We start from the raw sequence: 22,894 nt of genomic DNA on the forward strand, positions 1-22,894 counted from the left end.
GCCCGGTTCTTGTTTCTTTGTCATGGAATCACCTTATAAATTAATAATGATTCACTTCAAAAGTGTCCTCCAAAATTAGACCACAGCAAACAGCGGCGCCCTTGCCTCCCCGCGCTGGGCCTCGGCCGCGGCAGGCTCGAAGCTCGCTCACCCCACTTCGACCCCCGTCGCCGCTGGACATATTCGGACTACAAGCAACACGACAAATCGGCAAGGTCGATTGGGAAATGGACATTAGAACTTGTGGCTTATCCCCGTCATAAAGCGCGTGGTCGTCCCTTGCCCGCGAACCACCTGATCTTCAAGCGAGTAGCGTGTGGCCAGGCCTGCCATGGCATAAAGGGTGGTACGCGGTGACAGGGTATGCACGTAGCCCAGTGTTGCAACCTGCCCGGCCCGGGCTTTTGTGCCATCCTGCCAATGCCAGCCGGGTTTGACGTAAGACCATTGGGCCAGAACCGTGCCATGGGCGCTCACGGGAACGGCGAGGCCAAGCAGATACGCGTCCTCTTGACCGCCATTGGCAAACTCGGCCGCCCCAAGCCCCAAGCCCAGCCCGCTCGGATCGCCGCCATCCAGGCCGGCATAGCCGTTTTTCATGCGGCTCCAGGCGACTGAGAGTTTTGCCACTTGGAAATCGTACGAAGCGCCCAGCTGCCAGGCTTCCGGGTTTTTACCTCCGGGTAGCACAGTGCTGGATAAATAGGCCTTATCCCAAGTTGCCACGAGCAATAATGGCCCCTGGCTATATTGCAAAGCTGCGCTGACCATGGGGGATTTCTGGCCGTTGATTTGCGTGCCGGTAACGTCAAAGCTATATCCAGCGCCAAAGCTGAAACCCGAGAGCGAAGGCGATACATAGTTGACGGCGTTGCTGACCCGATAATTATCCGATGCCTTGAAGGTCGCGCCCATGCCCATTTCTTTCCAGGACGCAATTTCAAGCTGGCTGCCGAATTGCTGTGCGATCGTATGTTGGCGCCCTAGCCGCAACTCGCCCAAATGCTGGCTATTCAAGCCTACCCACGCAGCATGGCTGAAAAAACTGTCCTTGTCGGACAAATGCCCTGTTGCCGCATCGAAGAGTGATTCGAGCTGAAATGTCGCCGACAGATCGTCGCTCAGTTTTTCCTGACCCTTGATGCCAAACAGTGAATCGGTAAGGCCGCCGGAGACGACTCCGGTCACGGAGCTCTTGGCGCCATCGGGGCCTGACACATGAGTAGAGGCAATGCCGGCATCCACAATACCGTATACGGTGACCTCGGATTCGGCGGAGTAAGCGACGTTCGTTGCCGCAGCGAGTATCCCTACCATTAATAAGCCGTACTTCATCGATTCTCCATTTATGCGATAAAAATAAGCGTCTATTTAAACACACAAATACGAATCATTGCTATTAAGCTTATAAATTAACGGCTGGCGCATTCCCCATCAGACATCTCGAGACAGGATCCCCCATGCCAAACAAGCCCGCAATGGCCTTTACAGCTCAAACTGCATACCCATTTCAACCACGCGATTGGGTGGTATTTTGTAGAACCGGGTACTGCGGGTGGCGTTGCGCGCCATGAAGGCGAACAGACTGCGGCGCCAGCTTAACCGCCACGACAGCCTGCGCACGACAAGCACGGTTTGGCGCGACAGGAAATACGAGGTTCGCATGGGCTCCAGATTGAGCTCGGGATGCGTCTGTGCGATCTGCTCGAGCAACTGCGGCACATTGGGTTCTTGTTTGAATCCCCACGTAGCCACCACCTGCCAGCTGGAACGGCTAAGGCGCTCAAGTACAAAGCGCTCATTAAACGGGACATAAGGCACGTCTGCGCTTTGCACATTCAAGAAGACGGCCTGTTCGTGCAGTATTTTGTTATGTTTAAGATTATGTAAGAGCGCCGGCGGCACTGTATTGACGATCATGCTCATGAACACGGCCGTGCCGTCCACACGCGTGGGTGGATATTCCTCGAGCGCTTCCATAAACGTTTTAAGCGGTTGCTGGTCGCCGGCCAGGGTTTCGTGCATTTGTTCACGGCCCTGTTTCCAGGTAAGCATCATGACAAGAATAGTCAGGCCCACGATCAGCGGCAACCAGCCTCCCTCGACAATCTTCAACGCATTGGACGAGAACAGCAAAATGTCCAGTATCAGAAACACGCTAAGCAAAGACATCCATAAAACACGTTTTGCACCCACCGACTTTCGGGGCAGTACGGAAAAGGCCAGCATCGAGGTCATCAGCATGGTGCCCGTAACCGCAAACCCATAGGCCTGCGCCAGGCGGTCGGACGATTCAAAAGCCAGCACCAGCACCAGCACCGCCACAAACAACAGCATATTGACGCGCGGCAAATAAACCTGGCCTTCCTCGCGAGCCGAGGTGTGCTGTATTACCATGCGCGGCCAAAACCCCAGTTGAACGGCCTGACGCGTGACCGAAAACGCACCGGAAATCACGGATTGCGAGGCGATGACCGTTGCGACCGTTGCCAAAACCACCAGCGGGACCAGCCCCCAGGAAGGCGCCATTAAAAAAAACGGATTTTTAATGGCTGAAGGGTCTGCCATCAACAAAGCCCCCTGCCCGAAATAGCACAGCACCAGTGCGGGCAGCACCAGGCCGAACCAGGCGCGCTGAATGGCTGGACGGCCATAATGGCCCATATCGGCGTACAGGGCTTCGGCGCCCGTCAGCGCCAGCACGACCGCTCCCAGCAGCAAGAAGGTGCCCCAGGGCGCATCGCCAATAAAGGTCAGCGCCCACATGGGGTTGAGGGCCAGCAGTATCTGCGGGGTTTGCGCAATACGCCAGGCGCCCAATACCCCCAGCGTCACGAACCACAACAGCATAATGGGGCCAAACAGCTTACCTACCGCGCCGGTACCCCGCGACTGGATGAAGAACAGACCCGCCAGCACCAGCACGGACAAGGGAACGACCCAATGATCCAGACGGTGCGAAACAATGCTCACTCCTTCGATCGCCGACAGCACTGAAATAGCCGGCGTGATCATGCTATCGCCATAAAACAGAGCCGCGCCGATCAGGCCAAGCACGGTCAAAACCCATTTCTTCCGCCCCGAAAAGCCGCGCACGGCCAGTTCCATCAGCGCCAGCGTCCCACCCTCGCCATGGTTGTCGGCACGCAGAACCAGCATCACATATTTAAGCGACACCACCACCATCAGCATCCAGAACAAAATCGACAGCACACCCAGAATGTGCTCGTTATCCAGCGTCGGAAACTCGGACAACGACACCTTGATGGTGTACAGCGGGCTGGTGCCTATATCGCCATAGACCACGCCCAGCGCGCCCATCATAAGCGCCGCTCCCGGCGATCGCTTAGCCTTCGAACCGTCATGCCCCGCCGCTGTTTTATTCATGTAATTGCTCTTGTTAGTTTGGCGCCAATCCGCGGGCCTGGAAACACAATACTGATCCGCGTACCGGCAAATGCCGGGCGGCTGGCCAGATTCCACCAGGCCCCATGGGCCCGCGCAATTTCCCGGACAATGGCCAGACCCAAGCCCGAGCCTCCCGCATTGGCCCGGGGAGAACGATAAAAGGCCTCGAACACCCGCACGCTGTCGGCCTGATCGACCCCCGACCCGTCGTCTTCGACTGCCAGCGCAGGCGGATTGGCGGTTATTTGCAGGCGTATGTTTTGAGCGCCCACGCCATAGCGTAATGCGTTATCGATCAGATTGCTTAGCAATTCCTCCAGCAGCAAGGGGTCGCCATCGATCCAGACCGGATCGTCGGGCGCAACCAGATGAATTTGCACCTGGCTTGCGCGCGCTGCCGGTATCCACTCGGCGCCGCTGATGCGGGCCCACTCGCACAAATCCAGACGCACAAAACTATCTTGCGGCCGGGTGGACGAATCCACGCGCGCCAGCACCAACAACTGCTGGCCCAAGCGTATCATACGATCGGTGACGCTCTTGATCCGTTCCGCACGCACCCGCACATCATCGGGCAGTTGCCGCGCCAGCATGAGCTCGGACTCAAGCTTGAGACCGGCCAATGGAGTTCTGAGCTGATGCGCCGCGTGGCCAACAAAGCGCTTCTGGGCCTGCATGGAGTCGTCCAGACGCACCAGAAGGTCATTGAAGTGAGCGACCACCGGGACCACTTCGGTCGGCAACCCCGCCATCCCCAAGGGCTGCAAATCGTCGATGGAGCGCTGGCTAATCTCTTCGGAAAGGCGGTTGATCGGTTCCAGACCCGAACGCACACCGGACACCAGTACCCAGGCAAACAACAATACCAGCAAAAACTGGCTGAAAATCATGGACCAGAAAATGTCTTCGAGCAGCCAGGCGTCCAGGCTGATCTGGCGCGTCATGGCCCAGGTCGCAATCAGGTCGAGCACAACCAGGACAATCACCGCCGGCAAAAGACGCAGCACCAGATGGCGCGCGAGCGAGCCCGGTGGCATTAGCGCAGCCAGCTGCCCTGGTGAAAATCTGGGTTTGGACGAACGGCCCAATGACTCAGGCGGCACTTTCGACGTCGAGCAAGTAGCCAAAGCCACGTACAGTCTGTATGCCCGCGCCCGTCCCTTCCAGACGCTTGCGCAAGCGATATACATAGACCTCAACCGCATTTTCGCTGAAATCGGCATCCCATGCCGACAGGGAATTGACGATCTGGCGCTTGGTGACTACCCGCCCCACCCGTGCCATCAACATCTCAAGCACCGACAGTTCGCGCACTGACAGCGACAGCCGATCGCCGTTGACGCGCACTTCACGGCCCACGGTATCGAACACCAAAGGGCCCGCTTCGATAAAAGGCTGTGCCTGACCCGCCCGGCGCCGTGCAAAGGCACGTACCCGAGCGGCCAGCTCGGGCAATTCGAAAGGCTTGGTGACGTAGTCGTCGGCCCCCGCGTCGAGCCCGGCCACGCGATCCTCGACGCCGTCGCGCGCGGTCAGGATCAACACCGGAATTTGCTGCCCATTGCTGCGCAGCTGGCGCAACACTTCGAGGCCGCTCAGGCCAGGCAGATTCAAATCAAGCAATAACAGGTCGTACGATTGCCCCGCCACGGCCCCCAGCACCTGGTCGCCGTCTTTCAGCCAGTCGACCGCATACCCCTGCTCAATCAGGAACTCCTGCAGCGCATGGCCCAGGGTGGTGTCATCTTCAATTACTAGAACTCGCATGGCGTGATTCTATATCGAACCGAAAATTTTGGGTGAAACACCCCGGACTATCGTTGCGGCGTTACAAATTAGGCGACTTACTTTACCGCGGGGGTCGCGGGGGGCCGAGTAACAAACCCCAGCTGTTTCAAACCAGCCAGGCGCGCATCCCCCATAATCCGGGCCAGCACTTCATAGCGCGTGTTCAAATCGGCGCGTATGCGTACCTGCGGTTGCGGATCCGCTTGCGCCTCCTGCGAGAAACGTTGTGCCAGTTGATCCATAGACACCGGCTGTTCGTTCCAGAACAGGAGTCCCTGCGCATCGACGGCCAGGTCTATCGTCTTGGTCTCCGGCTTGGCTTGTGCCGCACTGGCCTGCGGAATATCGATTTTGATCGAGTGCGTCAGCAGCGGCGCCGTGATGATGAAGATCACCAGCAGCACCAGCATGACGTCGATGAGAGGAACCATATTGATTTCCGAAACAGTATGGCTGCCCTCCTTGCTATCGAAGCTTCCGAATGCCATGCCTATTCTCCCGAGGCCGCCAGCGCCACATGGCGCCGCTTGATATTGGACACATCCACTTGCTGCCCTGTGGAAAGAAAGGTAAACAGATCGTGGGCGAAGGCGTCCAGACGCGCCAGATAGACTCGATTGCCGCGTACAAAGCCGTTGTACGCCAGCACGGCCGGAATCGCCACGGCCAATCCCAATCCGGTCATGATCAGCGCTTCGCCCACCGGGCCGGCAATCCGGTTCACGCTCACCCCCTCGGACAGACCAATACTGACCAGCGCATGGTACACACCCCAGACCGTCCCAAACAAGCCTACAAACGGCGCGGTAGAGCCTATCGAAGCCAGAACCGTCAGGCCATTTTCCAGCCTTGCGGTTTCTTCGTCGATCACCTTGCGTATCGTGCGCGTAACGAACGCGCCGGTCGAGCCCTTCTCTTCAAGCTTGAGCGCACCGTACTTGGCGTGATGGTTGCAGGCATGTATGGCATGGCTGGCCACGTGAGAAAAGGGCTCGGTGGCCCCATGCGTCTTGATCTCATTTTCAACTTGCTCAAGCGAACTGGCGCCCCAGAACTCGGCCAGGAATTTAGTCGAGCGGCGCTGCATTTGAAGGTTCATGATTGATTTCACAAAAATCAAATACCAGCTAAATAAAGACATCAGCAACAAAAATCCAAAGAGCGCCTTGCCCACCAGATCACTATGCCCGATAAAATGCAGGATCCCCGTACCCTGCCCCGCGGCCTCCGCGACACCGGGCGCAAGCGCCGCTGCATGACTCGCCGGCTCCGCCGCGCTGCTTATTTGTGCAAGCACCTGCAAGGCGCCGTTCAATAAATCAAGCATTTTCGTTCCTATAAAACAAAATCAAATGGAATATCCGCCATCGCGGCATAGGCAATGCCGTTTTCCGTATAAGGCTTGAAATGAGCCGCGCGCGCCGCATCGAGCGCCGCGCTGTCAAGCCGCGAATAGCCCGAAGAGTGACGCACCGATACGCTAACGACCGAGCCTTGCGCAGAGATCAAGACCCTGACGATGACCCGCCCCTGCTCTCCGCGCCGCTCGGATAGGCGCGGATAAACAGGAACGGGGCGCTGGCCCAGGTAATCCACCCGGCCTATCAATCGCGGCTGGTCCGACTGGGCGGGGCGCAACGGCGCGCTGGAAGATGCGGCGGCCGTCGACGCAACGGTGCCGGGCGGCGGCTCAACGTTCGTTTTGGCCAATGTCGGCCGGGGAGCGGGCTCGGCGGATTTAAGTACAGGCTTGGGCCTGGCGTTGTGCTCAGGCTTATGCTCGGGCTTGCGTTCGTGCCTGCGCGGCTTGGGGGGGATCTGCACCACCTTTTCCTCTGCCGGCGACACCACCACGGGCAGCTTCTCGGGCTCCACAGCCGCAGTATCCACCACCGGTTCCGGCGGCAATTCATGCGTCGTTTCCGGTGGAGCCTCGGCCGGCTCTTCGGGCTGCGGCTCCGCTTGAGGCGCCTTTTCCTCAGCTGCCGCCGCCGCAGGCGGCAATGGCGCTGGCGCAGGGCCCGGAGCCTGGGCCGGCTCCATGGCGATTTCAACCATCTGCACATCGGCCGCGTCAGGCGGCTGGATTTGAGATTGAACCGACGGCGCCGCCAATACAAGACCCAACACGGCAAGATGCAAGCCCAGCACTAACCCCGCCGCGATTAATTTAACCGGCACAGAACGATAATTTAGGCCGACAGTCGAAAGCAAGAAGAGTCCAGCGCAGAGTAGAAGTTGAACAGACCAGACGCCATCGCGACAGCGCCTGGCGCAAGGCTTTGCATCTCAGATTAAATAAGAAGCATTCGCAATTATAAACAATCTTAACGCTTAGCAGCAACAGTCCAGCCTCAAGGCGCTACGCTGGCATCGCCTTGGCCACTGCGTTCCAATGCCGCCGCGACAAAGCCGCTCGCCTTCATCTCTTCGACAAACGACGCCAGGTACCGCCACCCGCTCGTGCGCCCCTTGGGCGTAACCATGGCCTGATCGATGGCGGTAAAACGCCCGTCCATGACACGAAAGCCACGATGTCCGGCTGCATAGGCCATCAATGGTTGCCTGACACCGGCTACGGCATCAAGAGACTGCTCTACAAACAACTCGATCGCCGCCGCCGATGTCGCCGCCCGGACAATCTCGGCGTGCTGCAAACTACGGGTCAGGAACAGGTCGTATGCGGCACCCTTGCCCACTGCCACACGCACCCCTGCGCCATCGACATCATCCACCCGCATGAGAGGCGAATCGGCCGGCACCATATAAGTGCCTTCGATAATGACGTAGGGCTTGGTGAACTGAACCTTTTCGGCGCGCACCGGATCGACGGCCATGAAAGCGATATCCCACGTGTCGGACTCGGCAGCGGCAAAGACCTTACCGGCCGCATCAAACGCAATGAACTCTGCACCCAGGCCCAGTTGCCGGGCAAGTTCTTTAGCCAGATCGACCGACACGCCCATGGACTCGCCCGTCTCCGGGTGCCGCTGCGCCAGGACAGGATTGCCAAAATTAAGAGCAACTCGAAGCTTGCCATGAGGGGCCAGGTCGTTAATGACAGCGGACACGGTATTCATAAGCACTCCTGGCGGCAAGATGGCTATTCTATTTCTAAATCAATCGTGAACGCGAAAGCAGAGCGCAGATGTAGCGGTAGCCCTTGTGGCTGCCATCAATACGGCCAAGCAGACAAGCGAAGCTGACCAAGTTCACGATTAATTTAGAAATGGAATTAGACCAATTATCGGTGGCGCTTTAACGCCTCTTCCATTAAACCGGAACAAACCCGGAAATGAAACCCGGAATAAAAAAACCACCTAATGAATCAGGTGGTTTTTAAGCATGCAAGTGGTGGGTGCTACAGGGTTCGAACCTGTGACCTACGCCTTGTAAGGGCGCCGCTCTACCAACTGAGCTAAGCACCCCTTTGAACCTTGGGGCCACTTCACTTCATGCAAAACGAAGCGAAATTATAGCGATTTGTCGTATGCGGCGCAAACAAGAAGCGGCTATTAATTAACAGCGTCTTTAAGTGCTTTGCCGGGACGGAATTTGGGCACTTTGGCTTTTTTGATTTTGATGGCTTCGCCGGTGCGAGGATTACGGCCGGTACGGGCAGCGCGTTCGGACACGGCAAATGTGCCAAACCCAACCAGAGTCACCGTGCCGCCTTTCTTTTTTAGCGTAGCCTTGACAGCGCCAATAAATGCATCAAGAGCGCGACCAGCGTCGGCTTTGGATAAATCGGCTTTGGTGGAGATATGTTCGATAAGCTCTGTTTTATTCATTAAGGATTACCCCTAAAAATTATTAAAACCAGACGCCTCCCATAAGAACCGCCTGGCGTTTTATCGGTAAGCACGCGTCGCACACACTGTGCTATTCGTGCTGCCCAGTCATCAAAGACAGTGCAACAAAGCGAGATCGCTTAACGACGCTAAGCCATCAGTACGCTTCGTTGGCTAAAACGTATTAAGCCTTTTAAAAATAAGGCTGTCAAGCAGTAAACCTCTCAGAACCCGCATATCTGTTAGGATTTTTGTTTCGGCAAAGCAACAGCGGCAAACTTGACAAAAATTTAAGTGCGTCATCCGCCTGTCAATGTATCGTCAAGCCAGCGCCTGAACAAAATCATCAATCAGATCCTGCGTGTCCTCGATCCCCACCGATACGCGCAACTGATTATCTGAAATACCCATCAACGCACGCTGCTGCGCGCCCATCTCGTAATAGATGGTATGCGCTACCGGCAGCACCAGGGTGCGGTTGTCACCCAAATGGGTAGCCAGAATCAGAACACGCAGTCTGTTAAGAAACTCGAACACGTCAAGATCGTCAGCCAGTTCAATACCCATCAACGTCCCAAAGCGATGCCCGTACAAATCGACGGCACGCTCGTGTTGGGGATGGCTGGGCAAGCCGGGGTAATGGACCTTGGCAACCCGGGGATGGCCCGCAAGAAATTGCGCCAGGGTCAGCGCATTGGAGCAGCCCTTTTCCATGCGCAAGGCCAAAGTTTCAGCGCCTGCCGCAATTCGATGCGCCGCCTCGGCAGACAGGGTCCCACCCATATCGCGCAACCCTTTTTTCTTGATCTGCAACAAGCCCCAGGACGTGGGGGAGCCCTTGCGATAGGGCGCGGCAATGTTGGGATACGCCGACCAGTCGTACAGGCCGGTGTCGGTCACGGCTCCGCCCATGGCGTTGCCATGCCCTCCGATATGCTTGGACAGGGAGTTCACAACCAGGGACGCCCCCAGTGTGATGCCCTGGCACAACCACGGAGTCGCCAAGGTATTGTCGAGTACGTAGACCAGTTTTTCCTGCCGGCACCAATCACCGATGGCACGCAAATCGGCAATTTGCGTGCCCGGATTGGCAATGGCTTCCGTAAAAACCATCCGGGTTTCGGGCCGCAAGGCCTGTTTGACACTTTCAATGTCGGTCGCGTCGACCAGCGTCACCTCGACCCCCATGCCCATCAACGTGCCAAACAAGCTATTGGTGTTGCCAAAAACATATTTGCTGGAAATCAGATGGTCGCCCGCGCGCAGCAGAGCGAAAAAAGTAGCCGCCAGCGCGGCCATGCCTGTTGCAAAACTGACCGTGCCGACTCCACCTTCCATTTGCGACACTTTGGCCTCGAGAGCGGCCGTGGTGGGCGTGCCCTGACGCGCGTACGTAAACCCGGCCTTGCCTTGAAACACAGCCGCCAGCTCGCGCGAGTCGGCGTAAGCATATTCGGATGAGGCATGCATGGGCTTGTGTATGGCCCCGTGTTCGACCGACCCGCGACGGTCGGAATGAAGAATCGTGGTGGTAAAGCCGTTTTTTTGTGGCATGGTCAATGGGTACAAGGTGGTGCGATGCTGCGAACGCCGGGTTTAAAAACGCCGAAGCGCCCATACACGGGCGCGATCGACAATCCAAGTACGTAACTATAGACCTATTTTTCAACGCTGGCGTTGACGCACCGACTCGTAAAGGCACACCGCGCTGGCTACGCTGACATTCAGGCTTTCGACCGAGCCCAGCATGGGGATGGCGACGCGCTGGTCGCACGTCTCGCCTGTAAGGCGACGCATGCCCTCGCCTTCGGCGCCCAGCACCCACGCCATGGACCGACGGGCATCGACCTGATAGAGATCGCCCGAGGCCTGATCATCAGTGCCTACCAGCCAGACATTACGTTCCTTTAGCTGGCGCATGGTGCGCGCAAGATTGGTAACCATGATGTAGGGCACGATCTCTGCCGCCCCGCAAGCCACGCGCGTAACGGTACTGTTCAACCCCACTGCACGGTCGCGCGGCGCAATCACCGCATGAACCCCGGCGGCATCCGCCGTGCGCAAACACGCCCCCAGGTTATGCGGGTCGGTCACGCCATCCAGAATAAGCAACAGCGCCGGTTGACCCTTATCCTCCAGGCCATCGAGCACTTCATCCACATCGACGGCCAGCTTTTCGGCTTCGGCCAGCGCCACCACACCCTGATGCTTGATGCCACGCGCCAGGCCGTCAAGCCGCTCGGTCGACACCGGATGCACCCGCACTTGAGCGGCCTGAGCCTGATCGATGAAGGTCTGCATGCGCTTGTCGCGGCGCGATGCCTCGACATACAGCTCCTTGATCGAAGCCGGCGCATGCCGCAAGCGTGCAACGACGGCATGAAAGCCGGCCAGAACCTGATGAGACGCCATGAAACCCTTCCGTAGATTATTCTTGCATTCTATATGAGCGGCATCCCTGCCCTAGCGGCGACCACGCCCAGGTTTGCGGGAACCGCCCACACCCGATTTCGCACTGCGCTTGGCGGCAGCCCTGCGTTCACGCGACGTGGTGCCCTTCAAGGCCTCAGGCTTGGTCGAGGCCGCACGCTTGGCGCGAGGTTTGGGCGTTTTTTCAGGCGCCGCCACCGCTTTCTGCAGCTCCTTGAAACCCGTGCCCTTCACCAACCGGAATTCGATGCGCCGGGCCTCGAGATCAACCCGCGCGACCTGGACCTGCACCGCGTCGGTCAAACGATAGCGGATGCCGGTGCGTTCGCCGCGCAGTTCGTGCATGGCTTCGTTGAATTGAAAGTAGTCCGAACCCAGCTCCGAGACGTGCACCATGCCTTCCACATGCATGGTATCGAGCGTGATGAAGACGCCGAAAGTCGCCACACCCGTTACGCGGCCGCTAAATACCTCGCCCACATGTTCCTTCATGAACCAGCACTTAAGCCAGGCTTCGACATCGCGCGACGCATCGTCGGCACGCCGCTCGCGAGCCGACAGCAACAAACCCAGCTTCTCCCAGACCGCATGCTCGCGCTCGCCCCGAGGCAGCGCCGCCGCGGCCGCCACGTCTTCGATCTGCGGCACATAATGCTTGCCGGCCAGAATCGACTTGATCACCCGATGCGTCAAAAGATCGGGGTAGCGCCGGATCGGCGACGTAAAGTGCGAGTAATGCTCGTACGCCAGGCCAAAGTGCCCCATCTGCTCGGGACTGTAGATGGCCTGCTGCAAAGAGCGCAGGCACATGGTCTGCAAAATTTCAAAATCGGGACGATTGCTGGCCGATTGAACCAATTGCGCGTAGTCGCGCGTACTGGGCTCATCGCCCCCGCCAAGCGTCAACCCCAGATTGCGCAAGTACTCGCGCAAGGCTTTCAGCTTTTCGGGAGTGGGCCCTTCATGCACCCGATACAAACCCGAGCGTTTATTGCGCACCATGAAATCGGCCGCACACGTATTGGCGGCCAGCATGCATTCTTCAATCAGGCGGTGCGCATCGTTGCGCTGATACGAAACAATCTTCTCGATCCGCCCCAGCGGGTTGCACAAAATCTTGGTTTCGGCCGTATCGAAATCGATGGCGCCGCGCCGGGTTCGCGCCGGAGCCAACAACTGAAACAGCTCATACAGATTCTGCAAATGCGGCAACACATCCTGCATGGCCAGCGCCGCCGGCCCGGTGGGCTGCTGCAAGGCGGCCCAGACGTCGGTATAAGTAGTGCGGGCATGCGAATGAATGACCGCATCGTAAAACTGATAGGCACTGACTGTGCCGGCATTGGCGCCGCTCGCATGGATCACCATATCGCAAACCAGGACAAGGCGATCGACCTTGGGGTTCAGCGAGCAAATGCCGTTCGATAGCGACTCGGGCAGCATCGGGATAACGCGCCGCGGGAAATAGACACTGGTGCCGCGCAAAAGCGCATCGGCATCGATTGCATCGCCTACCCGCACATAATGACTGACATCGGCAATGGCCACCAGCAGGCGCCAGCCGGATTTCTTGCGCTTGGCGGTTCCCATCTCGACGGGCGTGCAAAACACCGCATCGTCGAAATCGCGCGCATCTTCGCCATCGATCGTGACAAACGGAACATCGCGCAGATCGATGCGGCCCTTGAGTTCACCAGCCTTGACGGTAGCGGGCAGCTTGGCCGCCTGCACGAGCGACTCGGGTGAAAATTCCAGGGGCACATCGAACTTGCGCACCGCAATTTCAATTTCCATACCTGGATCGTCAATCTCGCCCAGCACTTCAACCACTCTACCCATGGGTTGGGTATGGCGAGTAGGCTGCTGGACGATTTGCACCGTAACGACTTGTCCGTGCTCGGCCCCCGCCGTGTCCGATGCCGGAATCAGGATATCGTGCTTGATGCGTTGATCTTCGGGGGCGACGATAAGCGCCCCGCGTTCGTTAAGAAAACGCCCCACCAGCTTGTCGGTGCGCCGTTCGATGACTTCGACGATCGTGGCTTCAGACTTGCCGCGGTATTCGCCATCGGGCTTGGCCAGAACCCGGTCGCCATGCAAAACCTTGAGCATTTCACGGGGCGACAAAAACAGATCGGGGCCGCCATCGTCGCGCAATAAAAAACCAAAGCCATCACGATGGCCCTGTACGCGTCCCGCGATAAAGTCGGGCTTGCTGGTCAAGGTCAGCCGGCCCTGGGGATCAGACACCAACTGCCCGTCTCTTTCCATGGCTTTGAGGCGGCGCTCGAATCCGACGGAAATAGGCAACGTCGCGCCTACCGCCTCGACAAGCGTTTTGAGCGCCACCGGTTGTGGCGACAAGCGCAACTGCTTCAGAATTACTTCCCGGCTGGGAACGCCAGGGTCAAAATCGGGGGGCAACTCGGACACACCTTGGGGGATCTCGTTGTTATTAACTTCGTTTTTGGATCGTTTGGTCAAAAGATAAATTTCCGTTTATTAAAATATAAGCTATACTAGCGCCTCTTAGCGATTTGGATCAAACCAAAGCGTTGGGCCCAGGTGGCGGAATTGGTAGACGCGCATGGTTCAGGTCCATGTGCCGCAAGGTGTGGAGGTTCGAGTCCTCTCCTGGGCACCACCCAATGATTTTAAAGCATATTCATATATGCCTCAATGAAAACCGGTGGTTGCAACAACAGGCCGCAAGACATCGTCTTGGCGGCCTTTGTTTTCAGGGCTGCAGCAAAGCCGAAAAATGGCTCGGCAAGAGATTCAATAGTTTGAATCAAGCCGTCAATGCCCGGCGCATGGTGATGTGCAAGATGCCGGCTTCCATGCAGGGCTCGCCTTCGGCCACAAAGTGGTGCGCTTCATAGAAAGCACGGGCATGAACCTGCGCCAATAAAACAACTTCGGGATAGTTGCGGGCTTTCGCCTCGTCAACCAGTGCCGTCAACAGGCGAGACCCCACACCCGCGCCACGATACGGCGCGCGCACAGCCATGCGGCCAATATGCGCATCGCGCAGCAAACGACCCGTGCCTATGGGTGCGCCAAGCTCGTCATAAGCCACCGCATGCACGCAATGCGCATCTTCGTGGTCCATTTCCAGCTCGGGCGGTACCCGCTGCTCTTCTACGAATACCTCATAGCGTATAGCCATGGCGGGCCCTTTGCACAAATTCCAATCGCCCACCACTATTCTGATTTGCCCAGTCAAGGCATGCTCCTTTTCAACTGGCCAGCTTAAGCCCGATGATCCCGACGATGATGAAAGCCACACTGATCAGTCTGGGAAGACTGGCCGAGTCGCCAAACAGGATAATGCCCAGGATCACCGTTCCTACCGCACCCACGCCCACCCATACGGCATAAGCCGAGCCCACGGGCAATGATCTCATTGCAATTCCCAGCAAGACCACGCTGATGGTCATGGCCAAAACCGTGCCGACAGTCGGCCACAAGCGCGTAAATCCTTCGGTGTACTTCAGGCCTATGGCCCAACCTACTTCGAACAAGCCCGCAATAACAAGAATCAGCCAGGGCATACGATAAATCTCCAATTGCCAGGGGCCGTCCCCACTAATCGCCGAAGCAGTGAGGTCGTCCCCACTTTCGAAAACGCTACGATTCTACTACTATCGACCCCTTCCTCCTCCCTGACCGTTGCCCGCCGTTCCCATGCCCGTGATTCCCGCTATCGCCGCTCTGGTCGTTTTCGCCGGCACCCTGTTTCTGGTGATCCGGCAACCCCGAGGGCTAGGCATAGGCTGGAGCGCACTGGGAGGCGCGGCCATCTGCCTGGCGCTGGGCCTGATCCATCGCAGCGATATCGCCGAAATCTGGCGTATTGTCTGGAACGCGACGGCCACCCTGATCGCGATCATTATCACCAATACCATTCTGGATGAAGCAGGCTTTTTCAAATGGTTCGCGCTGCACGTCGTGCGATGGTCACGCGGCAGCGGGATGACCCTGCTCATACTGATAACGCTGTTCGGAGCGGGCATCTCGGGGCTGCTGACCAATGACGGGGCCGCGCTGATCCTGACACCCATCGTTATCGAGATCCTGCTCGCGCTGGGCTTCTCAGGCGCGAGCCTCTTTGCCTTTGTCATCTCGGCCGGCTTTATCGCCGATGCCGCCAGTTTGCCCTTGAGCATATCCAACCTGGTCAATATTTTATCGGCCGATTATTTCGGAATCGGCTTTCGCAGCTACGCAGCCGTGATGGTGCCGGTCAACGCCATCGCGATCGTCGCGAGCCTGATCGTGCTGGGGCTCTATTTCAAGAAGGACATTCCAGGCCGCTATCCCGTCAGCACCCTGCCCGACCCCGCCGCAGGAATACGCGACCGCCTCACCTTTCATACGGGGTGGGTGGTGCTGCTCCTGACGTTGGCCGGATTCTTCACGCTGGGGCGCTTCTCTATTCCCACCAGTGTCATTGCCGGCGCCGGCGCTCTGGTTTTACTGGTCGTCGCCGGCCGAAACCATATTATCGGCACACGCCGGCTGCTGCGTCTTGCTCCCTGGAACGTCGTCTTCTTTTCGATGGGCATGTATTTAATCGTGCTGGCGCTACGCAACGCCGGGCTCATTCTATGGCTGTCGAACCTGTTCCAGTTTTTTGCCGACTCGGGGCTGTGGATGGCCACACTAGGCACCGGAGTCGTCGCGGCGTTTTTGTCGTCCATCACCAACAACCTGCCTGGCGTACTGCTGGGCATGTTGTCGATACAAGACAGTCACGCACCCGATCTCGTCCATCAGGCCATGATTTACGCAAATATTATCGGCAGCGATCTGGGCCCCAAGATCACCCCTATCGGCAGCCTGGCCACCTTGCTTTGGCTGCACGTGCTGGCGCGTCGAGGGATAAAAATCGGCTGGGGCGCTTACTTTCGCACCGGTATCGTACTGACGGTGCCGGTGCTATTGGCGACACTGATAGCCTTGGCGCTGCGGTTGCAGTTTATCCATTAGCTTGGATTACCCACATCTATATATCTATTGGTTATAAAAGAATACCTAACCATTTGTTCTCGAACAGGCCGCCAGACGCTAGACTCTGGTTTCAGAGTTTAGCGGTTTCACCTCCTTTTCAGACATCGAACGATGAATACCCTAGTCTCCAGGCTAAATCCCACTGCGCCCAGCTTGCCCGCTCGCGTCAATTACCTGCCGCTAATCGTATCGTTGGCCCTGCTGGCCATCGGGGCCAACTATCTGAATCACGAAGTCGGCTGGCGTCAAAGTTCGTTATGGCTTGTAGGTGCGCTGCTGGGCGTCACGCTCTACCATGCGTCGTTCGGTTTCACGCAGGCATGGCGCGTCTTTGTCTCCGACGGCCGCGGCGCCGGTTTGCGTGCACAAATGATCATGCTGGCTTTAGGCGTAGTCCTGTTTTTCCCCTGTCTGGCTCAAGGCAGTCTGTTTGGCCAACACGTATCAGGCATCGTCGCTCCCGCCAGCCTCTCCGTGGTCATCGGCGCATTCATCTTTGGCGTAGGCATGCAGTTAGGCGGGGGCTGCGCATCGGGCACCCTGTTTGCCGTGGGCGGGGGCAGCACCCGCATGATCGTCACCCTGCTCGGCTTTGTCGGCGGCTCGGTGCTGGCCACCGTTAATTTCACTTGGTGGGCTACCCTGCCTTCTCTTCCGCCTACGTCGCTTGTCCTGGCCTGGGGCTGGCCTGCCGCCCTGGTCGCCAACCTGGCCGTATTCACCCTGATCTATTGGCTTACCACCCTGGTTGAAAAACGCCGCCACGGCGCGCTCGTTAAACAGGCAGACAGCCCGCGCACCCCATTCTGGCAACTTATCCGCGGCCCATGGCCGCTCGTCTGGGGCGCCGTAGCGCTCGTGCTTCTTAATTTCGCTACCCTGGCGCTGTCCGGCCGCCCCTGGGGCATCACATCGGCGTTCACCTTATGGGGCGCCAAGGCGCTCGACGCGGCCGGCACCGACGTCGCATTCTGGCAATACTGGGCGAACGACCAGAACACCCTGTTCGCCCCCGTTCGCCAGGATGTCACCACCGTCATGGATATCGGCATTATGCTGGGTGCGCTGGCTGCCGCGTCGCTGGCCGGCCGTTTCGCGCCTATCTGGAAAATCCCGCTGGGTTCGCTGGTTGCCGCCATACTCGGCGGCCTGATGCTGGGGTTCGGCGCCCGCCTGGGTTGGGGCTGCAATATCGGTGCTTATTTCAGCGGTATGATTTCCGGCAGCCTGCACGCCTGGATATGGCTGCCCAGCGCTTTTGCCGGCAGCATTCTGGGCGTACGCCTGCGTCCATTGTTCGGCCTGGCCGTAGAAAAAACCCCGCGCCCGAGCGGTTGCTAAGCCGGAGGCGGCGCCTATAAAGGTGTCGCGCCTTTGTATTCGTGTGGCACCCACAAGGGGTGCCGCCACATGAACAACGGCCACGTATTTGTAGCGGAAACGCAGTTGTAGCGGAAACGCAGGTTTTGTAGCGGCACCCCTTGTGGGTGCCATAACGGTCAACGAGCGCGCTTCTGTAGCGGCAACCCCTGCGGCTGCCAAATCGCCAACAAACGGAACAACGCAAACAAAAACAGATCCACACTTTAGCCGCATCAAAAACTAATGCACCCAGGGGCGGGCTCTGGTATGGTTCATGGCAAAGAAACATCAGGATCAAGTCATGAACCGTCTGCTTACACGCTATACCGCTTTTTATCTGGCCATATTCGGAACACTGATTACCGCGTTTCTGACGCTGGCCGCCAGCGGCTGGTGGTTGATACCCACCGCCGTATTCGCGGCTCTCACCGCACTGGGCATCACCGACCTCAGGCAAACTCACCACGCCATCCGCCGCAATTATCCAGTCATAGGCAATCTGCGCTTCATCTTTGAGGCGATTCGCCCCGAAATCCGCCAATACTTCCTGGAAGACGATACCCAGCAATTGCCATTTTCACGCGCGGACCGCTCGCTGGTGTATCAACGGGCCAAACAGCAGGTCGACAAACGCCCCTTTGGCACCCAACGCGACGTGTACGGTACAGACTACGAATGGATCAACCACTCCATGGATCCGGCGCATCCCGAGAACAGCGACTTCCGCATCACGGTTGGCGGCCCCGATTGCGCCCAACCCGTTTCCCTCTCGGTACTGAATATCTCGGCCATGAGCTTTGGCGCCTTGTCGGCCAACGCCGTCATGGCGCTGAACAAAGGTGCTTTGCTGGGCAATTTTGCTCACGACACCGGTGAGGGCGGCGTCAGCCGCTACCACATTGCCCACGGCGGCGGGCTGATCTGGAATATCGGCTCAGGGTATTTCGGTTGCCGCGACGAGCACGGCCAATTTTCGGAACAGGCCTTTGCCGAGCGCGCCACGCAAGACAATATCAAAATGATTGAAATCAAACTGTCGCAAGGCGCCAAACCCGGGCATGGCGGCATTTTGCCCGGAGCCAAAGTAACACCCGAGATCGCTGCCGCCCGAGGCGTCGCTGCCTGGCAGGACTGCAACTCTCCAGCCAAACACAGCGCCTTTAGCACGCCTATCGAGCTCATGGAATTTATCGCGCGCCTGCGCACTCTCTGTGGCGGCAAGCCCGTTGGATTCAAACTGTGCGTAGGCCACCCGTGGGAATGGTTCGCTATTGCCAAGGCGATGCTCAAGACAGGCATTACCCCCGACTTTATCGTGGTCGACGGCGCCGAAGGCGGCACGGGCGCCGCCCCCATCGAATTTGTCGACCATGTGGGAACGCCTCTGCGCGAAGGCCTGCGCCTGGTACACAATACCTTGGTCGGCATCGGCCTGCGCGAACGTATCAAGCTAGGGGCTTCGGGCAAGATCATCAGTGCCTTCGACATGGCACGCACCATGGCCATGGGCGCCGACTGGTGCAACAGCGCACGCGCGTTCATGTTTGCCATCGGCTGCATCCAGGCCCAGACTTGCCACACGGGCAACTGCCCCACCGGTGTGACGACTCAAGACCCGAAGCGACAAGAAGCCCTGGTGGTCACCGATAAATCGGTGCGCGTCGCCCACTTTCATGAAAATACATTAAAAGCGCTCGGCGAACTGCTGGGCGCGGCCGGCCTGGAACACCCCTGCGACCTGCGCCCCCACCACATTGCCCGGCGCATAGCCAGCGGCGAAGTGCGTGTGCTCTCCGCCTTGTTCCCCGATCTTGAAAAAGGCGAATTGCTAAAGGGCAAATTCAGGCAAACGATATTCAGGGTAGCGTGGCCCATGGCCCAGGCCGAATCCTTTGCGCCCACCTACAGCCTAAGCGCCGCGTTGTCGGGCAACGCCGCCGCACCTGTCCCAAACAATACAGAGGCGATCGAAGAGCCTGCGTAACAGGCCGAGCGGTTTGCGCCACCTCTGGTGCCGCCTCGACCACTAGCGCGAAATACGCTGCGTCCCGACTCCCGCATCTATTGTCCCGTAAAATTCGACCCCGGAACGCGGCGAGGCACTGGATGTTCCATCCGCTGCGCTATCGGATGAAGAGGGCTGAATAGCGCAGGCGGTCAGCAACGCCAGCATCACTGATACACAAAATAGGATACGTTTCATCGAAGCTCCAATAAGACTGTCGGCGGCTCTCCCAGGAGGGTTACAAAATTGGTATTTGCCCTGAGTTGTCAAGTTTTCTGATTAGGATTATCGTTGAATCACTGCCGCACTGGCAGTTCAACTATCGTCAACGATAGTGCATTTAACACTGCTTCCTGGCAGTGTTCACTGCCATCCCGGCAGTAGGGCCCTGCCAAAAGGCGGGGCCTTTAATATTCCACACCATCGTATAACAAATACCATCGGGCCGTGGTACGCAAGCCTGCCTGAATGGCATCGTCCTCCCCTGGCTCACCCTGCCTTGCTAGCACACGTGGTGAGTAAATTATGGTATAGTTTTGCGCTTTGGCGCATTAGCTCAGCCGGTTAGAGCGACGGAATCATAATCCGCAGGTCCCCTGTTCGAATCAGGGATGCGCCACCAGAATTTTCTTATGCCGTACCAAGCAATTAATTTCGCCAACCTTTCCCAAGGTTGGCGTTTTTATTTCGCCGCTGATCCAGGCGGGAACAACCCGACATACCGAATTCTTACCTATTTTGCATACGCAAATGGCTCGGGCTTCAGCGACCGGAGATAGGTTATCAATGCCTTCATATCCGAGTCATCAATATTCTGGTACCAGTCAAACGCCATGATGCGTTTCAGATGGGTGCCGCTCTTGTCGACTCCATCGCGAATTGCGCGCGCAATCTGTGCGTCACTCCAGCTCTTGAGCCCGCTTTCATCGGGAGTCAGGTTGGGCGTAACCGCTTCGCCACCCGCCGGCCACTTGATTACCTGGCCGCCCGCCCCCAGACGCGCCGTAACCAGCATACCTTTGTTATTGCGCGGCGTGTGGCAGTCCATGCAGTGACCAATATTGGCGAGATATTCGCCATACTTCAGGGTATTTGTCGTTGCAGGCAAATCAACGTGCGCTACCGGCGGACCATAATTGGGAGGCAATGGTATGTTGTAACTTGATTTCTTTACCTGATGTTTTATGGCGGGCTGGGCTTTCAGGTAGGCAATAATGGCGGCCAGGTCCGAGTCGGACAGGTTTCGATAGAACGGAACGGGCATCGGCGGCCCGATCAGCGTTCCATCAGGCCGTATGCCTTCACGAATCGCCTTGGCAAGTTGCGCATCGGTCCACTTGCCTATCCCCGTTTCGGGGTCCGGAGTAATGTTTGGCGCGTACGCCTTGAAAGCGGCATCATCAAAGAACATGCCGCCCGACAGGCCTTTATCGAACAGCGGCTGGCCTTTGTCGTCTCGCGCAATATGACAGTTGGCGCAAGCCACCACGCCTTCCATCAGGTATTTTCCCCGCATCAGAAGCGCATCGTCCTGCGCCCAGCTCGCTGCGCCCTGGCCCGCCAACACAATGCACAAGGCGACCCGCAAGAATGTCCGCAATTTATTTCTCCCTTATTGATTTGTCGAAAAAATCCAATGGCCTGGCGTCACGCCGACAGCGTAAGCCCGTAGCGCGTCATGACTTCGAGTAGTTTGACCTTGTCGGGTGGGCCGCCCGCGTCGATTACGGCCTTGATATCGCGAAAGTATTGCGGGCCGATGTCCGGCGTTTGCATAATCAGCGCCCGAGCGGTTTTGCCATGTGGATTGTTGAAAGCATGCACCGCGCCGCGCGGAGTGAACATAGAGTCCCCGGGCCCCAAGTCGCGGGTAGTTTCATTGACCGAATAACGCAACGTTCCGTCAAGCACATAGACGAACTCATCGTTATCCGCATGGCTGTGCGGCGGCGGCACATTCGCGTTGGGCGGCACAGTCAATTCGAAGGAACCCAGGCGACTGTGGCTGCCTGCGGCACAGCCGTCAAGCAAATAACGGATTTCCAACTGACCAAGCCGGATGACTTCCTGCTCGTCTGTAGAACTTTGCATGGTGGGCTCCTTTCGGCACGACATTTTTGTTCAGGGTGATTCTAGGCTTTTCCTCCCGGACGTCAATGGTTAAAACGACCTAGGCTTGCTGCCGGTATGTCAATCGTTCCCTTCATGTACTGCACGGCCGAGCCGGAAACATAAACACGGTCGTCCGCCACACGGCACCTCAGCAACCCGCCGCGGCGCGACGCCTGCAACGCGACAAGATTCGCCTTCCCAAGCCTGTCGGCCCAAAACGGAGCAAGGCCCGCGTGTATGGAACCTGTGACCGGGTCTTCCTCCCCACCATTGGCCGGCCAAAAATAACGTGAAACGAAATCATGCTGCAGCCCCGGAGCCGTCACCACCACATCCAATGGACCCAGCTCCACCAGTTTCTGCAGTCGCGGCACGACATCCCTGACGTCTTGCTCTTTCTCATAAACCGCAAAATAGGCCTGCTGGTTTTTTAAAACCTCATGCGGCTGAATGGACAAGCCCTCAAGCAGGCTTGCCGGTGCCGTTTCCAACCGTTCCGGGCTGCGCCGTGGAAAACTCATTTCTATCAACCCCCCGGCCAACTTGACAACCGACAGGCTGCCCACGGCCTTGGCGGAAAACTCAATGGCAGCGACATCTTTATTTTCGTTAAATATCACATACGCGCTGGCAAGCGTTGCGTGCCCGCAAAAATCAATTTCCTTGATTGGCGAGAACCACCGTATTTCGAACACGGCCTGGCCGCCACGCACGAAAAATGCCGTTTCGGACACGTTGTTCTCAGTAGCTATCGACTGCATCACGGCGTCGGGCAACCACTTCTGAAGCGGCACGATGGCGGCATAATTGCCTTTAAAGACTTCATCGGTAAAGGCATCGATTTGATGAATGACAAGCTTCATTGAATCCTTCGGTTTAAAGTTCGATTTCCCTATGGGCCGGGATTTTTCGGAGCAGTCCGGCCAATCCCAAGAAGTGTAATATGAAGCACACCAAACCGATAGCGCTTCCCGGTTTTTACGGG

21 protein-coding genes and 3 tRNA genes are annotated in these 22,894 nt (G+C 57.7%); 5 read left to right on the plus strand and 19 right to left on the minus strand.

What is annotated here, in order from left to right:
- Positions 1-234: 234 nt before the first annotated feature.
- The 13 genes from EDC26_RS16765 to rnr form a co-directional block, all read right to left on the minus strand.
- A complete protein-coding gene (locus tag EDC26_RS16765) occupies positions 235-1,335 on the minus strand; it encodes a porin (protein ID WP_243700963.1) in 1,101 nt (366 codons plus the stop codon).
- A 150-nt stretch (positions 1,336-1,485) separates the two neighbouring features.
- Complete coding sequence (locus EDC26_RS16770; protein WP_132584764.1) at positions 1,486-3,387, minus strand: potassium transporter Kup; 1,902 nt, start codon at positions 3,385-3,387, stop codon at positions 1,486-1,488.
- Positions 3,384-4,445 carry a sensor histidine kinase gene (locus EDC26_RS16775; RefSeq protein ID WP_132584766.1) on the minus strand — a complete coding sequence of 354 codons (1,062 nt, stop codon included), beginning with the start codon at positions 4,443-4,445 and terminating at the stop codon, positions 3,384-3,386. The genes EDC26_RS16770 and EDC26_RS16775 overlap by 4 nt, the downstream gene beginning before the upstream one ends.
- A 55-nt stretch (positions 4,446-4,500) precedes the next feature.
- On the minus strand, positions 4,501-5,175 hold the full coding sequence (locus tag EDC26_RS16780; RefSeq protein WP_132584768.1) for a response regulator transcription factor: 675 nt from the start codon (positions 5,173-5,175) through the stop codon (positions 4,501-4,503).
- 77 nt (positions 5,176-5,252) lie between these two features.
- Positions 5,253-5,684, minus strand: a complete 432-nt coding sequence (locus EDC26_RS16785) for an ExbD/TolR family protein (protein WP_132584770.1) — start codon at positions 5,682-5,684, stop codon at positions 5,253-5,255.
- Positions 5,685-5,686: 2 nt separating this feature from the next.
- Positions 5,687-6,523: a MotA/TolQ/ExbB proton channel family protein gene (locus EDC26_RS16790; RefSeq protein ID WP_132584772.1), complete on the minus strand. Its 837-nt coding sequence runs from the start codon at positions 6,521-6,523 to the stop codon at positions 5,687-5,689.
- An 8-nt stretch (positions 6,524-6,531) separates the two neighbouring features.
- Complete coding sequence (locus EDC26_RS16795) at positions 6,532-7,410, minus strand: energy transducer TonB (protein ID WP_243700964.1); 879 nt, start codon at positions 7,408-7,410, stop codon at positions 6,532-6,534.
- A gap of 140 nt (positions 7,411-7,550) precedes the next feature.
- Positions 7,551-8,276, minus strand: coding sequence for an ABC transporter substrate-binding protein (locus tag EDC26_RS16800; RefSeq protein ID WP_132584774.1), 726 nt, complete (start codon positions 8,274-8,276; stop codon positions 7,551-7,553).
- A 272-nt stretch (positions 8,277-8,548) separates the two neighbouring features.
- Positions 8,549-8,624 (minus strand) — tRNA-Val (locus EDC26_RS16805).
- Positions 8,625-8,711: 87 nt separating this feature from the next.
- Entirely contained in the window at positions 8,712-8,987 is a 276-nt protein-coding gene (locus EDC26_RS16810) for an HU family DNA-binding protein (RefSeq protein ID WP_132584777.1), read from the minus strand.
- Between the two features lie 321 nt (positions 8,988-9,308).
- Entirely contained in the window at positions 9,309-10,541 is a 1,233-nt protein-coding gene (locus EDC26_RS16815; protein WP_132584779.1) for a cystathionine gamma-synthase family protein, read from the minus strand.
- Positions 10,542-10,652: 111 nt separating this feature from the next.
- Positions 10,653-11,399 (minus strand): 23S rRNA (guanosine(2251)-2'-O)-methyltransferase RlmB, encoded by a 747-nt coding sequence (rlmB, locus tag EDC26_RS16820; protein WP_132584781.1) that lies wholly within the window; start codon positions 11,397-11,399, stop codon positions 10,653-10,655.
- 51 nt (positions 11,400-11,450) lie between these two features.
- The gene (rnr, locus tag EDC26_RS16825) at positions 11,451-13,901 is read right to left on the minus strand and encodes a ribonuclease R (protein ID WP_132584783.1); all 2,451 of its coding nucleotides are present in this window, start codon (positions 13,899-13,901) and stop codon (positions 11,451-11,453) included.
- Positions 13,902-13,976: 75 nt separating this feature from the next.
- On the opposite strand from rnr, the gene EDC26_RS16830 reads away from it, so the two are divergent.
- Positions 13,977-14,061 (plus strand) — tRNA-Leu (locus EDC26_RS16830).
- A 10-nt stretch (positions 14,062-14,071) separates the two neighbouring features.
- On the opposite strand, the gene EDC26_RS20180 is transcribed toward EDC26_RS16830, so the two are convergent.
- The 3 genes from EDC26_RS20180 to sugE are packed head-to-tail and all read right to left on the minus strand — an operon-like array spanning position 14,072 to position 14,971.
- Positions 14,072-14,212 carry a hypothetical protein gene (locus EDC26_RS20180; protein WP_165931061.1) on the minus strand — a complete coding sequence of 47 codons (141 nt, stop codon included), beginning with the start codon at positions 14,210-14,212 and terminating at the stop codon, positions 14,072-14,074.
- Complete coding sequence (locus tag EDC26_RS16835; protein WP_243700965.1) at positions 14,209-14,643, minus strand: GNAT family N-acetyltransferase; 435 nt, start codon at positions 14,641-14,643, stop codon at positions 14,209-14,211. The genes EDC26_RS20180 and EDC26_RS16835 overlap by 4 nt, the downstream gene beginning before the upstream one ends.
- Positions 14,644-14,656: 13 nt before the next feature.
- On the minus strand, positions 14,657-14,971 hold the full coding sequence (sugE, locus tag EDC26_RS16840; RefSeq protein WP_132584785.1) for a quaternary ammonium compound efflux SMR transporter SugE: 315 nt from the start codon (positions 14,969-14,971) through the stop codon (positions 14,657-14,659).
- Positions 14,972-15,104: 133 nt separating this feature from the next.
- Here sugE and EDC26_RS16845 point away from each other — a divergent pair, with 133 nt between their 5' ends.
- The 4 genes from EDC26_RS16845 to EDC26_RS16860 all read left to right on the plus strand — a co-directional run bounded on the left by EDC26_RS16845 (position 15,105) and on the right by EDC26_RS16860 (position 20,419).
- Positions 15,105-16,409: an arsenic transporter gene (locus EDC26_RS16845; RefSeq protein WP_132584787.1), complete on the plus strand. Its 1,305-nt coding sequence runs from the start codon at positions 15,105-15,107 to the stop codon at positions 16,407-16,409.
- 132 nt (positions 16,410-16,541) lie between these two features.
- Positions 16,542-17,771, plus strand: a complete 1,230-nt coding sequence (locus tag EDC26_RS16850) for a YeeE/YedE family protein (protein ID WP_132584789.1) — start codon at positions 16,542-16,544, stop codon at positions 17,769-17,771.
- A 322-nt stretch (positions 17,772-18,093) separates the two neighbouring features.
- A complete protein-coding gene (locus EDC26_RS16855) occupies positions 18,094-19,776 on the plus strand; it encodes an FMN-binding glutamate synthase family protein (RefSeq protein WP_132584791.1) in 1,683 nt (560 codons plus the stop codon).
- A gap of 566 nt (positions 19,777-20,342) precedes the next feature.
- Positions 20,343-20,419, plus strand: a tRNA-Met gene (locus EDC26_RS16860).
- Positions 20,420-20,530: 111 nt separating this feature from the next.
- On the opposite strand, the gene EDC26_RS16865 is transcribed toward EDC26_RS16860, so the two are convergent.
- From EDC26_RS16865 to EDC26_RS16875, 3 genes are all read right to left on the minus strand, one after another.
- Positions 20,531-21,397, minus strand: a complete 867-nt coding sequence (locus EDC26_RS16865) for a c-type cytochrome (protein ID WP_132584793.1) — start codon at positions 21,395-21,397, stop codon at positions 20,531-20,533.
- 47 nt (positions 21,398-21,444) lie between these two features.
- Positions 21,445-21,888, minus strand: coding sequence for a cupin domain-containing protein (locus EDC26_RS16870; protein WP_132584795.1), 444 nt, complete (start codon positions 21,886-21,888; stop codon positions 21,445-21,447).
- Positions 21,889-21,950: 62 nt separating this feature from the next.
- Positions 21,951-22,772, minus strand: a complete 822-nt coding sequence (locus EDC26_RS16875) for a PhzF family phenazine biosynthesis protein (RefSeq protein ID WP_207915186.1) — start codon at positions 22,770-22,772, stop codon at positions 21,951-21,953.
- Positions 22,773-22,894 lie beyond the last annotated feature (122 nt).

Source organism: Paralcaligenes ureilyticus (assembly GCF_004346225.1).
In the GTDB taxonomy this organism is placed as follows: Bacteria; Pseudomonadota; Gammaproteobacteria; order Burkholderiales; family Burkholderiaceae_B; genus Paralcaligenes; species Paralcaligenes ureilyticus.